Origin of the sequence: Variovorax sp. W2I14, assembly GCF_050435205.1 — a bacterium.
Taxonomy (GTDB): domain Bacteria; phylum Pseudomonadota; class Gammaproteobacteria; order Burkholderiales; family Burkholderiaceae_C; genus Variovorax; species Variovorax paradoxus_C.
In genome coordinates, this window is record NZ_JBNDJX010000001.1 from 6,496,372 (window position 1) to 6,509,761 (window position 13,390).

General features: G+C 63.8%; 16 protein-coding genes. 5 read left to right on the top strand and 11 right to left on the bottom strand.

Annotated elements, in window-relative coordinates; genetic code table 11:
• Nucleotides 1–56: 56 nt before the first annotated feature.
• The 9 genes from QF040_RS30305 to QF040_RS30345 all read right to left on the bottom strand — a co-directional run bounded on the left by QF040_RS30305 (nt 57) and on the right by QF040_RS30345 (nt 6,396).
• Complete coding sequence (locus QF040_RS30305; RefSeq protein ID WP_013539491.1) at nt 57–332, bottom strand: hypothetical protein; 276 nt, start codon at nt 330–332, stop codon at nt 57–59.
• Nucleotides 329–1,045, bottom strand: a complete 717-nt coding sequence (locus QF040_RS30310; protein WP_429614023.1) for an AzlC family ABC transporter permease — start codon at nt 1,043–1,045, stop codon at nt 329–331. The genes QF040_RS30305 and QF040_RS30310 overlap by 4 nt, the downstream gene beginning before the upstream one ends.
• Before the next feature lie 8 nt (nt 1,046–1,053).
• A complete protein-coding gene (locus tag QF040_RS30315) occupies nt 1,054–1,800 on the bottom strand; it encodes a 2OG-Fe(II) oxygenase (RefSeq protein WP_429614024.1) in 747 nt (248 codons plus the stop codon).
• Between the two features lie 73 nt (nt 1,801–1,873).
• On the bottom strand, nt 1,874–2,581 hold the full coding sequence (locus QF040_RS30320) for a Crp/Fnr family transcriptional regulator (protein WP_041942782.1): 708 nt from the start codon (nt 2,579–2,581) through the stop codon (nt 1,874–1,876).
• A 126-nt stretch (nt 2,582–2,707) separates the two neighbouring features.
• The gene (locus QF040_RS30325; protein ID WP_429614025.1) at nt 2,708–3,352 is read right to left on the bottom strand and encodes a histidine phosphatase family protein; all 645 of its coding nucleotides are present in this window, start codon (nt 3,350–3,352) and stop codon (nt 2,708–2,710) included.
• Nucleotides 3,353–3,373: 21 nt separating this feature from the next.
• Nucleotides 3,374–4,018, bottom strand: coding sequence for a DUF4136 domain-containing protein (locus tag QF040_RS30330; RefSeq protein WP_429614026.1), 645 nt, complete (start codon nt 4,016–4,018; stop codon nt 3,374–3,376).
• A 204-nt stretch (nt 4,019–4,222) separates the two neighbouring features.
• Nucleotides 4,223–5,164, bottom strand: a complete 942-nt coding sequence (ttcA, locus tag QF040_RS30335; RefSeq protein ID WP_429614027.1) for a tRNA 2-thiocytidine(32) synthetase TtcA — start codon at nt 5,162–5,164, stop codon at nt 4,223–4,225.
• Nucleotides 5,165–5,216: 52 nt separating this feature from the next.
• Nucleotides 5,217–5,594: a dihydroneopterin aldolase gene (locus QF040_RS30340; RefSeq protein ID WP_429614028.1), complete on the bottom strand. Its 378-nt coding sequence runs from the start codon at nt 5,592–5,594 to the stop codon at nt 5,217–5,219.
• Nucleotides 5,595–5,616: 22 nt separating this feature from the next.
• Entirely contained in the window at nt 5,617–6,396 is a 780-nt protein-coding gene (locus tag QF040_RS30345) for an SDR family oxidoreductase (protein WP_429614029.1), read from the bottom strand.
• A 36-nt stretch (nt 6,397–6,432) separates the two neighbouring features.
• On the opposite strand from QF040_RS30345, the gene QF040_RS30350 reads away from it, so the two are divergent.
• The 5 genes from QF040_RS30350 (at nt 6,433) to QF040_RS30370 (ending at nt 12,202) form a co-directional block, all read left to right on the top strand.
• Entirely contained in the window at nt 6,433–7,545 is a 1,113-nt protein-coding gene (locus QF040_RS30350; RefSeq protein WP_429614030.1) for a class I SAM-dependent methyltransferase, read from the top strand.
• Nucleotides 7,546–8,467: 922 nt separating this feature from the next.
• The gene (locus QF040_RS30355; RefSeq protein ID WP_429614031.1) at nt 8,468–9,358 is read left to right on the top strand and encodes a TauD/TfdA dioxygenase family protein; all 891 of its coding nucleotides are present in this window, start codon (nt 8,468–8,470) and stop codon (nt 9,356–9,358) included.
• Between the two features lie 37 nt (nt 9,359–9,395).
• The gene (locus QF040_RS30360) at nt 9,396–10,406 is read left to right on the top strand and encodes an ABC transporter substrate-binding protein (protein ID WP_429614032.1); all 1,011 of its coding nucleotides are present in this window, start codon (nt 9,396–9,398) and stop codon (nt 10,404–10,406) included.
• 60 nt (nt 10,407–10,466) lie between these two features.
• Nucleotides 10,467–11,336, top strand: a complete 870-nt coding sequence (locus tag QF040_RS30365; protein WP_429614033.1) for an ABC transporter ATP-binding protein — start codon at nt 10,467–10,469, stop codon at nt 11,334–11,336.
• The gene (locus QF040_RS30370) at nt 11,333–12,202 is read left to right on the top strand and encodes an ABC transporter permease (protein ID WP_429614034.1); all 870 of its coding nucleotides are present in this window, start codon (nt 11,333–11,335) and stop codon (nt 12,200–12,202) included. The genes QF040_RS30365 and QF040_RS30370 overlap by 4 nt, the downstream gene beginning before the upstream one ends.
• Nucleotides 12,203–12,217: 15 nt before the next feature.
• Here QF040_RS30370 and QF040_RS30375 read toward each other — a convergent pair whose 3' ends face one another.
• Together QF040_RS30375 and QF040_RS30380 are read right to left on the bottom strand one after the other, a co-directional pair.
• Nucleotides 12,218–12,556 (bottom strand): hypothetical protein, encoded by a 339-nt coding sequence (locus QF040_RS30375; RefSeq protein ID WP_429614035.1) that lies wholly within the window; start codon nt 12,554–12,556, stop codon nt 12,218–12,220.
• A 4-nt stretch (nt 12,557–12,560) separates the two neighbouring features.
• The gene (locus QF040_RS30380) at nt 12,561–13,382 is read right to left on the bottom strand and encodes a hypothetical protein (protein ID WP_429614036.1); all 822 of its coding nucleotides are present in this window, start codon (nt 13,380–13,382) and stop codon (nt 12,561–12,563) included.
• Nucleotides 13,383–13,390 lie beyond the last annotated feature (8 nt).

Consider the following 13,390-nt stretch of genomic DNA (forward strand, 5'->3'; position numbering starts at 1 on the left):
GATCCACAAGGACCGTTCGGGTTGAGCTTGTCGAAACCTTGCGCTGCCCCTCGGCTTCAAAGATGGCGCGCGGCCATGAGCGCCAGCCAACCGGCGAGAAATGCGATCTGCAGCCCGCCGAAGCGCCACATCACGGCCATGGTGACGACCACGGGCAAGAGCAGGGTGGGCGCGATGCAGATCTGGATCAACAGATAGGCGCCCATCAGGCTCGGGCCGGCGTTCGACAAGGCCAGCTCGGCAGCCGGCCAACGCGACAGCCATTGGGCCGCGCCCAGGCCCGAAAGGCGGATCGCGATCGTGACCAAGGCCATGACGAGGATGGCGTTCATACCTGGCTTTTCCTATGCAGCCTGTGGAGCCACAGCGTGGCCGCCATGCCGGCCAGGCCCGCCACCAGCACCGCCGCGGCCTGTTGATCGGTTCGCCACCAGTAAACCAGGCCGACCACGGCGCCGATGCCGATGGGCGCCAGTTGGTGAGGATTTCTCCGCAGACCGACGGGCAGCAGCAGTGCCATCGAGAGGGGCACCAGCGCATCCAATCCAAAGCGATACAGCATCTGCTGCGTGAAAACCGCGCCGAACTGGAATCCGGCGATGCAGCCGGCCGTCCACGCCAGGGTCAGCGCGGAGGAGTTGCCCAGGATGAAGTTGACGTTGATCGGGCCGCGCTGGGCGGCGATGTGGCATGCCGTCCAGCTGCTGTCGGTCACCATGGCCGCCGCCAGCCACGCACGCCATTTGCCGGAATTCTTCAAATAAGGCCACAGCGAGGCCGTGAAAATAAGATGCTTTGCATTGAGCCCGATGGTCAATGCAATCAATGCGCCGATATGCGCGGAATTGTTGAATTCGAGCGCGGCCAATTGGGCGGTGGCCGCATTGATGCTCAATGCGGCAAGAATCAATTCATTCAAGGACCAATCGGCATTCTTGCTGGCCACGCCGACAATCAGGCCGAATACCAATACCTTGGGAATGAAAGGCAGCGCCGCAACCCACCCATGCGAAATTCCCATGGGTGCGGACAGGGATTTTTCCATCGAAACCCTTATATCCAGAACAGGAGTTTCTCGGGGGTGGTTGCAAAAAAACCTGACAAGGTCAATCGCTCGCCATCGCTTGGCAATACCTCATGGGCGTGCGTGGTGCGGAAGATGATTAAATCCCCGACGCGCGGGGCGACCTCGCAATGCTCACTTCCTTTGCTGACAAGCGCGAGGTTTTGCTCGTTATAAATGCGAGTCTGGCCTCCGGATTTTGGCGTCTTGAGATAAATGTTCCAGGCAAATTGCTCTTTGATTTGCGGTGCAAATGAAAGACCGGAGTCCTCACCCGGCATCCAGTCCCGATGAATTGGCGCTTCCGGCAAAACGCGCACCGTGAAATTCATCATGCGCCGGCCGTGGTGCTCTGCGACGCCATGTGCCAAGGAAAACATCTTCGACGCCACTTCCTGGACCCGAGGGAAGAAATTGACCAGGCCGAGAATCTGCTGATCGAATATTTCTTCGAAAATTTGCGCCCGGCGGAAATACTCGCTTTGATCCGTTTTGAATCGAAAAAAATTGGGACCGAGCTTTCCTTTGCGAACCACGCCCCCGGCTTTGTCGTCGCCCTCGTAATATTCAATGCCAATTTTTTTAATGGCATGCAATATCAGGTCGATTTGATATTCCTGCAAAAAATTCTCGAACCGCAGGCCCGCGCGGTCCCCGGTTGAGAACTTCCTTATCGCCGCGAGGTTCGGCGTTGCGCGATTGATATCCTCAACCACCCAGTTGTTTGACTCTGCCATCATTTCCTCTTGAATTGCGAGGCTGATAATGGCGTCAAGTGAGGGTTTTCGTGGTATCCAGAGATACAGGAAGTTAACTATTTTTGTAATGCAAACGACGTAGCGCGGAGGCGTCGTGAATGATGACCTGCTTGGCCCGCGTCTCGATGACCCCTTGCCTCGACAGCGCGTTCAATGTCCTCGTCACGGTGACCCGGCTCAATGCGGTCATTGCGGCAATTTTCTCGTGCGTGAGATCGACCTGAAAATCCTGCGATTCCGGTGTCGACGAAAATTCGCTGTTCGATTGCAATCGCGCAATACGCAAAAGCAAATCGACAACGCGTTCCGTGGGGGCCGCCGCAACACCCGCCAGCTTTTCAACAATCATTTGATTCTTGAAACCCAGCAGCTTGATAAGCGAATCCGCCAATTCTGGCATGGTGGCGAATTTCTGGTTGATGTCCGACGGCAGATAACGGCTGAGAATTGCGGGCGCAACCACGCGCGTCGTGGTTGGGCGGGGCCTGTCGGCAAATGCCGGGCCTTCGCCAAATATTGCACCCGGCCCGAATATCTCGAGCAGGAATTCGGCGCCGTTGCTTCGCTGAATTGTCGAATGAACAAATCCCGATCGAAGAAGATAAAAATAGCTGTGCCGTTCTCCTTCGCGAGCCAGCACATCCCCCGTTGTCAAACTGACGACGCTGCCCAAATGCGTGGCTTCGATCCATGGCGTCGAAAGCGCCAGGGAGGCGTCCCAACTGGCATAGGCCGAGGATTCGGAATTTATTCTTTTCATTCAGAAGATGCGTTGCAAAAAATCCTCGTGATTCCCTGAAGAGATTTCTGCGATTTGCGCCTCGCCTCGAGGTGAAAGGCGCAATTTATTTCTTGCCTGGCTATTCGTCATCTGCGCGACGGCGCATCAGGCGGTCGTCTCGTCCAGCGTGTCGTCCGCCGCCAAATGGGCAATGTCGCTCCAGCCCACGAGGCTGAAACCCTCCGGCGTCCACAGCATGCGGTTGATGGCCGCATTGCCCAGTTGCCAGGTGCGCGGCGCCTGCAGCTCCTGGCGGGTGGCGGCGCGGTAGAGCACGTCCATCACGCCGCCGTGCGCGACCAGCGTGACCAGCTGGCCCGGATGGCGAGCCGCCAGTTCGGCGGCCACGCGCGTGACGCGGTCGCGGAAGGTCAGGAGGCTTTCGCCGCCGACGGGTTCGAATTCGGGATCGCGCTCGCGCCAGCGCTTGGCGTCTTCGGGGAGCATCGATTCGATCTCCGCGAAGCTCATGCCTTCGAGGTGACCGAAGGCGCGCTCGCGCAGGCGCGGTTCGGGCTGCACGGCGAGCCCGTGCGGCCTGGCGATGGCCTCGGCGGTCTGCCAGGCGCGCGCGAGGTCGCTGGCGTAGATGACGCTGATGTCCTCGTCCGCCAGCGCCTGTCCGGCCCGCTCTGCCTGCCAGAGGCCGGTGGCGTTGAGTCCGATGTCGATCTGGCCCTGGATGCGGGTGTCGACGTTCCAGGCGGTCTCGCCGTGGCGGACGGCGATCAAACGGGTGGCTTCTTGCATCCGCTCGATTCTAGAAGTGCACTATTTCACGGGGGGCGTCTTCGCCGTGGCCAGGTCGATGTTGACCCGGCGCTCGCCCTGCGGCGGATTCGGAAAGCCCTGCAGCGCGGCCTGGAACATCACCGGCAGGATCGCAGCGCTTGCGTTGTACGGGCCGTCGTTGCGAGCCCGGGTTTCGTAGACCACGCGGTTCGTGCCGGCTTCGCGCAGCACGATGCTCACCTCGCGCTCGTACCAGGGGTTGGCGGCCGGCGGAAAGAACGCCGGGCCGCCGTACCAGCCGCCATACCCGCGGCGGCCGTAATAGCCGTAGGCGCCGCCGTAACCGTAGCCCCACGGGCCGTCGAAGAGCCACGGATCGGCCCAGGGCGAGAGCCCGGCCGTGACGCGGGCGCCGATCTGCGCGCTGTACTGCGGCTTGGCGTCGTCGCGGCGCAGGCCCACCTTTTCGAGCGCCGCGGCGGCCATCGCTTCGAGCGAATCCTGCCGGGCGGTGTCGGCCTGCTGCGAGGGCAGGCGTTCGAAGCGGTAGGTGGCGCCGGGCGGCACGGTAGAGAGCGACGAAAAGCTCTTCACGTCGCTGTCGACCACCCAGGAGGTGGCGCAGCCGCTCAAAGTCACTGTTGCTGCTGCTACCAAAAGCAGAGCGAGAGAAGCACGTTTCATGAAGGGTCTCCGGGCAGCGATGCCCAAAATTCCCCTGGGTAGCCGTTCAGAGGCTGAGAGGCAATCCGACATGACCGCTCATCCCCCGCGAATGGCCCCACTCTGCGTTGCAAATGCTCGTCATAGCCCGAGCTATGACTGCGCTCTGCGCCTTGATACCCTTTGCGGGCGCTGCTCGGTCACGCCGAATTGCCTCTCAGCCTCTCAGCCCTGGACGATGCGAAGGGCTGCGGGTGCCTGGGAGAACAAATCGAAGGAGGGCGTGTCGAAGGCCTTGTCGCCGTCGTCGTCGGCCACGCCCGTCGCTTTCAGACCCTTGAAGTCGTGCCGCGTTCCGTCGAGCAGGTGCGAAGGCACCACGTTCTGCAGCGCGGTGAACATGTTCTCCACGCGGCCGGGGTGCTTCTTGTCCCACTCGCGGAGCATTTCGCCGACTTGCTTCCTCTGCAGGTTCTCCTGGCTGCCGCAGAGGGTGCAGGGAATGATCGGAAATTCGCGGTGCTGCGCCCAGCGCACCAGGTCTTTCTCGGCCACGTAGGCGAGCGGGCGGATCACGATGTGCTTGCCGTCGTCGCTCACCAGCTTGGGCGGCATGCTTTTCAACTTGCCGGCGAAGAACATGTTGAGGAAGAAGGTCTGCAGCATGTCGTCGCGGTGATGGCCGAGCGCGACCTTGGTGGCGCCCAGTTCGTCCGCCACGCGGTACAGGATGCCGCGGCGCAGGCGACTGCAGAGGCCACAGGTCGTCTTGCCCTCGGGAATGACGCGCTTGACGATGCTGTAGGTGTCCTGGTTCTCGATGTGAAAGGCCACACCGAGTTCGCTCAGGTACTTGGGCAGCACTTCTTCGGGAAAGCCGGGCTGCTTCTGGTCGAGGTTGACCGCGACGATGTCGAAGTGGATGGGTGCGCGCGCCTTGAGCTTGAGCAGGATGTCCAGCATCGCGTAGCTGTCCTTCCCGCCCGAGACGCACACCATGACCTTGTCGCCCTCTTCGATCATGTTGTAGTCGACGATCGCGCGGCCGACCTCGCGGCACAGGCGCTTCTCGAGCTTGTGCGTCTCGCGTTCGATCTTCAGCGAGTTGGTGGGCGCGGCGACGGTCGTGGCGTCGGCAGGCGCCTCGTCGATCCAGACGGCGTTCATTGGTGGGCTACTTCAGGCAAATCGGGGGAAAGGACCCCGATTTTGCCTCGGATCACCATTCCCCGGCTTCCATGCGGATCGCCACTTCGCAGTCGTCGAAGATTTCGAGCTTGGCGATCTTCACCCGCACGCCCCGCACGCCGGGCAGCTGCAGCAGGCGGTGCACCACCTTGCCGATCAGGCTCTCCAGCAGGTTGACGTGCTCGGCCGTGCACTCGTCGATGATGATCAGGCGGACCTTGCCGTAGTCGAGCACGTGGAAGATGTCGTCGTCCTGCGGCAGCAGCGGCTGCTGGCCCATGCTGAGTTCGGCATCGACCTGGATGGGCTGCGGCGCGACCTTCTCGTGGTCGAGGATGCCCAGGTTGGCGTTGAAGCGCAGGCCCAGCAGGGTCAGGGTCTGGCGGCCGTGGGTGTGGGAGGAGGACATGGTGGTGGTGCTCACAGGTTCTTCACATGAGCGAGAAATCGCGCTCGAATTTCATCAGGTGCTGGCCGCCATCGACCAGCAGCGTGGTGCCGGTGATCGAGCCGTTCTCCAGCGCGAACTTCACGGTGGCGACCACGTCGGCCGGCGTGGAGGAGCGACCCAGCGGCGACAGCTTGTGCAGCTGCGCGAACTTGTCGTCGTCCAGCATGTGGCTGGGCAGCGTGAGGCCGGGCGCGACGCCCACCACGCGCACGCGCGGCGCAAGGGCCAGCGCGAGCATCGGCGTGGCGGCTTCGAGCGCGGCCTTGGAGAGCGTGTAGCTCAGGAAATCGGGGTTCGGGTTCCAGAGCTTCTGGTCGAGCAGGTGAACGACCGCTCCCTGCGCATCGCCGCGCCGCGCGAGGTGGTCGTGCAGCGCTTGCGCCAGAAGGATGGCCGCGCCCGTGTTGCTGCGCGCATGGCGCTCCATGAGGGCGTAGCTGAAGGTGGCCGTGTCGTCGTGTTCGAAGAGGGCCGCGCTGTGGACCACCGCATCGACGGTGCGAAAGCGAGCCGCCACGCGAGAGAGCAGCGCGCGCGTGGCGTGCTCGTCTTCGAGGTCGGCTTCGAACAGCGCCGAATCGCCCGAGAGCGCGGCGCAGTCGGCGACGGTTTTTTCGGCTTCGGCGCGCGAGCTGCGATAGTGCACCGCCACCTGCCAGCCGCCCGCGGCCAGCGCCAGCGCGATCTCGCGGCCCAGCCGTCGGCCCGCACCCGTGACGAGGACGGTGCGGCGGGCAGGGGAGAGGGGGGCGGTGCTCATGCGGGGAAGAAACGGAGAGGGAGAGAGAATCGAGGGGTGACGACCAAGACCCCGAACAGTTTACCCACCGCCCTCGACCACCTGATCGCCCGCTCCGTCGAGCGCGCGGGCGGCTGGATCGGCTTCGACCGCTTCATGGCGCTCGCCCTGTATGCGCCGGGCCTCGGCTACTACGCCAACACCTCGGCCAAGTTCGGCCACATGCCGTCTTCGGGCAGCGACTTTGTGACCGCCCCCGAGCTCACGCCGATGTTCGGCCAGACGCTCGCGGCGCAGGTGGCCGAGGCGCTGGAGAAGACCGGGACCGACACGGTCTGGGAATTCGGCGCCGGCTCTGGTGCGCTGGCGGTGCAGCTGCTGCACGCGCTCGACGAGATGGGGCGCGGCGATGTGCGCTACCGCATCGTCGATCTTTCCGGCACCTTGCGGGAGCGGCAGCAGCAGGCGCTGGTGCGGTATGCGGATCGCGTCGAATGGCTCGGTGAATTGCCGGAGTCGATGCAGGGCGTGGTCGTTGGCAACGAGGTGCTCGATGCGATGCCTGTGCAATTGCTGGCGCGGGTGGGCGGGCAGTGGTTCGAGCGTGGCGTGGTGCGCAATGCGGGCAACGACGGCTGGATGTGGGCTGATCGGCCTACCGAGCTTCGGCCGCCGGTCGAGGTGCCAGGCGAGCACGACTACCTCACCGAGATTCATCCGCAGGCGCAGGCTTTCATCGCGACGCTGGCGGATCGGTTGGAGAGAGGCGCGGCCTTCCTCATCGACTACGGTTTTCCAGAGAGCGAGTACTACCACCCGCAGCGGCATATGGGGACGGTGATGTGCCATCGGGCGCATCAGGCTGATGGTGATCCGCTCGCTGACGTGGGCTACAAGGACATCACTGCGCATGTCGATTTCACGGGCATTGCGGTTGCGGGGCAGGAGGCGGGGCTCGAGGTGCTGGGGTACACGAGTCAGGCGCGGTTTCTGCTGAACTGCGGGCTGCTGGCGAGGATGGAGCAGGGGACCATTGCCGAGCGGGCGATGGCGGCTCGGTTGATCCATGAGCATGAGATGGGGGAGCTCTTCAAGGTTGTTGGCTTTGCGGTTGGTGAGGCTTGGGATGCGATGGGGTTTGTTGAAGGGGATCGCAGCCATACGCTGTGAGTTTTTTCTTCTGATGTTTTGTTTTTTTCCCGAGGCCGGGTCTCGCCCCGGCGGGCGACTTACTTTCTTTTGCTTCGCCAAAAGAACGTAAGCAAAGAAAAGGCGACCCCACTGTCTGCGACCCTACGCTTCGCTTCGGGCAACCTGCGGTGCTCGCGGTTCGCGGGGTCTCGCAGAACTCGCTTCGCTCAAACAGCTGCGAGCCCTGATCCGCGAACCGCTGCGCTCCTCGGCGCATACAGAAGGGCTTTGGGGACCAGCAGGCCATCGCTGCGCTCGGCCAGTTCACGGGCCTTTGCTTCGCTCGGCCACCGTGCTCCCACCCCGGCCTTCCCCCGGGAGGGGAGGGAGAAAGGCAAGACATGCGACACCGGGGCTGATGCATTGCTCCTTCCCCTTCCGGGGGAAGGCTGGGATGGGGGCACGACGGCGCTCGCTACACGGCAGCGCCTCATCAAGTGCCGCATGCCCCCACCCCAACCCTCCCCCGGAAGGGGAGGGAGCCAATCCGGACTCAGCGGGAGCAAAAGCTCGTCGCCGGAGAGAAAACCAACCCAAGCCGAGCAAAGCGAAGGCCCGAGAGCTGGCCGAGCGCAGCGATGGCGCGCCGGTTCCCCAAGCCCTTCTGTATGCGCCGAGGAGCGCAGCGTTTCGCGGATGAGGGCTCGCCCTTGTTTGAGCGAAGCGAGTTTGGGCGAGACCCCGCGAAACGTGAGCACCGCAGGTTGCCCGCAGCGAAGCGGAGGGTCGCAGACAGCAGGGTCGCCTTTTCTTTGCTTACGTTCTTTTGGCGAAGCAAAAGAAAGTAAGTCGCCCGCCGGGGCGAGACCCGGCCTCGGGAAGAAAAAAGTAAAGCGGCAAGGAATAAGCTAGCAACGAAGATTTCGTTGGAGAACCACCCCCGGGCCCCTACATTCCCGGAATGACAGCCGCTCTCCCCAACGACACCGAGGCCGCGGCGCAGCACTTCGAAGTGCGCGCCTTCGATGCCCCGGTAGGCGCCGAGATCATCGGCCTCGATATTTCGAAGCCGATCAACGCCGAAGACTTCCAGCGCATTCACAAGGCGCACCTCGACCACCACGTCCTGGTCTTCCGCAACCAGCAGATCACCCCACAAGAGCACATCGATTTCAGCCGCCGTTTCGGCCCACTCGAAATCCACGTCCTCCACCAGTTCCAGCTCAAGAACCATCCCGAGATCCTGATCGTCTCCAACATCAAGGAGAACGGCGAACCCATCGGCCTGGGCGATGCAGGCGTCTACTGGCACTCCGACATCTCCTACAAGCCCAAGCCCAGCCTCGGCTCCCTCCTGCACGCCCAGGAGCTGCCGAGCGAAGGCGGCGACACGCTCTTCGCCGACCAGCACCTCGCCTGGGAATCGCTCAGCCCTGAATTGCAGCAGCGCATCCTGCCGTTGAAGGCCGAGCACAGCTACCTCGCCAGGTACGAAGAACTTCGCACCAAGAATCCATGGCGCCCCAAGCTCTCGCAGGCGCAGATCGACCAGGTCGCGCCCGCCGTGCAGCCGGTGGTGCGCACGCACCCCGAGACGGGCCGCAAGGCGCTCTTTGTCAGCGAGCACTTCACGACGCGCATCGTCGGCCTGCCGCAGCACGAAAGCGACGCGCTGCTGGCCGAGCTGTTCGCGCACAGCGTGAAGCCCGAGTTCGTGTACCGCCACACCTGGGCGCCGCACGACCTGGTGTTCTGGGACAACCGCTCGCTGATGCACCTCGCTGCAGGCACGCCCGACCACCTGCGCCGGCGCCTCAACCGCACGACCATCGTCGGCGACACGCCTTTCTGATCCTTCTCGATCTTTCTTTTTCCGGACCGCTTTCACCATGAACCGCTTCACGCGCAAGGCCGCTGCATTCGCCGCCGGCCTCAGCCTCTTCGCCGGCAGCCTCGCGGCGCACGCCGAGGGCCAGATCCGCATCGTCGAGCAGTTCGGCATCGTCTACCTGCTGCTTAACGTGGCGCAGGAGCAGAAGCTCATCGAGAAGCACGCGAAGGCCGCGGGCGTCGATGCCAAGGTCGAGTGGATCAAGCTCTCGGGCGGCTCGGCGGTGAACGACGCGCTGCTGTCCGGCAACATCGAGATCGCGGGCGCGGGCGTCGGCCCACTGCTCACGCTGTGGGACCGCACCAAGGGCAAGCAGAACGTGAAGGGCGTGGCGTCGCTCGGCAATTTCCCGTACTACCTGGTGAGCAACAACCCGAACGTGAAGACGATCGCCGACTTCACCGAGAAGGACCGCATCGCGCTGCCCGCGGTGGGCGTGTCGGTGCAGTCGCGCGTGCTGCAGTTCGCTTCGGCGAAGCTCTGGGGCGACAAGGAGTTCAACCGGCTCGACAAAATCAGCGTGGCGCTGCCGCATCCGGACGCAGCCGCGGCCATCATCAAGGGCGGCACCGAAATCACGGGCCACTTCGGCAATCCGCCGTTCCAGGAACAGGAGCTGGCGGGCAATCCGAATGCGCACATCGTGCTCAATTCGTACCAGGTGCTCGGCGGGCCGGCCTCTGCCACGGTGCTCTACGCGACGGAGAAATTCCGCAATGAGAACCCCAAGACCTACAAGGCGTTCGTCGATGCGCTCGATGAAGCGGCGAAGTTCGTCACGGCCAACCCCGAGAAGGCGGCCGACATCTACCTGAAGGTGAGCAACGCGAAGCTCGACCGCGAGCTGCTGCTGAAGATCATCAAGAACCCCGAAGTGCAGTTCAAGACCACGCCGCAGAACACCTATGGGCTGGCGGAGTTCATGCACCGGGTGGGCGCGATCAAGAACAAGCCGGCGTCGGTGAAGGACTATTTCTTCGACGATGCGCAGAACGTTTCGGGGAATTGAGTGAGCTCGGCGAAGGCGTCTTCGGGGGTTGACTCCTTCCCCCTCTGGGGGAAGGTTGGGATGGGGGCGGGCAGAGCGGTGGCGAAGTCGGCGCCGTCTGCCCCCACCCCAGCCCTCCCCCGGGAGGGGAGGGAGGAAGACCCAAGGCAAGACGCCGCACCATTGCTGCAAGTCGACGGCATCAGCCTCGAATACCGCACCCCCGAACGCGTCGTGCGCGCCACGCACCGTGTGAGCTTCGACGTCCACGCCGCCGATCGCTTCGTGCTGCTTGGCCCCTCGGGCTGCGGCAAGTCCACGCTGCTGAAGGCCGTGGGCGGTTTCATCGCGCCGGTCGAAGGCGAGATCCGCCTCGACGGCCAGCGCGTGACGCATCCCGGCCCCGACCGCATCGTCGTGTTCCAGGAGTTCGACCAACTGCCGCCGTGGAAGACGGTCAAGCAGAACGTCATGTTCCCGCTGCTCGCATCGCGCACGCTCGGCAGGAAGGAAGCGGCCGAGCGCGCACTGCACTACCTCGACAAGGTCGGCCTCGCCAAGTTCGCCGATGTGCACCCGCACCAGCTCTCGGGCGGCATGAAGCAGCGCGTGGCGATTGCCCGCGCGCTCGCGATGCAGCCGCGCGTGCTGCTGATGGACGAGCCCTTCGCCGCGCTCGACGCGCTCACGCGCCGCAAGATGCAGCAGGAACTGCTCGAGCTGTGGGACGAGGTGCGCTTCACGCTGCTGTTCGTCACGCATTCCATCGAAGAAGCGCTGGTGGTGGGCAACCGCGTGGCGCTGCTGTCGCCACATCCGGGGCGCATGCGCGCCGAGGTCAACAGCCACGGGTTCTCGCTCGCGAGCCTGGGCGGTGCGGAGTTCCAGAGCACGGCACAGCGCATTCACGACATGCTGTTCGAGGAAGAACATGCGGAGGCGGCGGCATGAGCGCCATCGTCCCGCCGATTCGCCCCGAGTACGAACGCGTGCTCGAGCCCTTCACCGAAGCGCCGCTCGAACGCACGCTGCCGCTGCCTGCCCGCATCTGGGCACAGGCCGGCGTGCGCAAGGGCCTGATCCTCATCGTCATCGCCGTGCTCTGGGAGTTCGCGGCCCGCTGGCAGAACAACGATCTGCTGCTGCCCACCTTCACCGCCACCGCGTCGGCGTTGTTCGACGGACTCGCGAGCGGCGAATTGATCGAGAAGGTGCGCATCTCGCTGGCCGTGCTGCTGCAGGGCTACCTGGCAGGCGTGGTGCTGGCCTTCGCGCTCACCACGCTCGCGGTGTCCACGCAGATCGGCCGCGATCTGCTGGACACGTTGACGTCGATGTTCAACCCGCTGCCCGCCATCGCGCTGCTGCCGCTCGCCTTGCTGTGGTTCGGCCTCGGCCGCGGCAGCCTGGTGTTCGTGCTGATCCATTCGGTGCTCTGGCCGCTGGCGCTCAACACCTATGCGGGCTTCCAGGGCGTGCCCGAGACGCTGCGGATGGCCGGGCGCAACTACGGGCTCAAGGGCCTGCGCTATGTGCTGCAGATCCTGGTGCCGGCCGCGCTGCCGTCGATCCTGTCGGGACTGAAGATCGGTTGGGCCTTCGCCTGGCGCACGCTGATCGCGGCCGAGCTGGTGTTCGGTGCTTCGTCGGGCAAGGGCGGCCTCGGCTGGTACATCTTCCAGAACCGCAACGAGCTCTACACCGACCGCGTGTTCGCGGGCCTCGCGATGGTGGTGCTGATCGGCCTGCTGGTGGAGAGCCTGGGGTTCAAGACGCTGGAGCGGCTCACCGTGCGGCGCTGGGGCCAGCAGCGCTGAAGCCTGGACGCGCGCTCAGCCTACCCACAGCAGCTTGAATCCGGAAATCACGGACAGAAAAATCAGAATCCAAAAAATCAACGGGCCAGCTGCACCCTGGAACTTGAGTCCGCCGAACTCGACCTGAATCGGTCCCCGCGAGGACTCTAGAGTCACGACGGCGTAGTAGGCGAAGAAGGCTGCATAGGGCATCCCGAAGAAGACCAGATGGTTTCTGACCACAAGGCGGACAAAGCCCGCATCTGCCTCCGGTGAGACGATGAACCAGGCCAGATAGACCAGAGGTCCGAGCAGCAATACCGGGCCTCCCCAAGCGACCCCTTGGTGAAGCCTTGCCTTCCAGGACGTTTTCATTGCGTCACTTCCTTTTCGCGGGTTGACCGCTTTTTCCCGCGGGTCGCGGAGGCGTTGCGGCATCGTGAGGCTCGGTGATCGGGTACGTGTGCGGCCTCCAATACCGGCCGGCAGGTGCGCGCCCGCTGAATTTCTCGATATACGCCTGCCAATAGCGGGCGGTCGCCCAGATTGCTTCAGGGCACGAGGCGCGCGATTCCAAGCCCGGCGTCAGATCGAAATTGGCCGCCGCGCAGACGGTCTCCAGCATGCAGGACGACGGCAGGCCGTAGTTGTCGTGCAATGGATTGGGCGTGCGCGCCGCTCCCCATGCAAAAGCGAGCCAGCGCACCACATGCTCCAGCGCGTCGAGCGTGGGGCGCGACCGCCGGAAGCTTTCGACGCATTGCAGGATCAGCGCCTGTGAGACCGGAATGGCGACAACGGCGATGTTGGGAAAGCGTATCGGGTCGTCGAAATCGGTCAAGGGTTGCACCACCACGCCGTTGGTCCGGGCGGCAAACTCCAGCCCGTCAGGCTGCAGCAACGGCACATGGATCGCGTTGGCCTTGACCACTGAATCTCGTTTGAGCTCCACCAGCAGCGCTTGCGACCAATACGACGGCAGCATGTCGCTGCGCAGGTGGGACTGCGCCACGCGCACCCGAAACGACATCGAATCGCTGCCGCCCAGCAGGACGATGTAGGTCCAATCGCTTGAACCGCCGGTCTGCATTTCGGCGACGGCCCTCGCGCCCCATTGCGTGTTCTTTTCCCTGGCCTCGCGTTCGAACTCCGAGAACTGGGGATTTCTTTGCGTCGATCCGGATCGGGCTTGTCGCAGCATGATGGCTC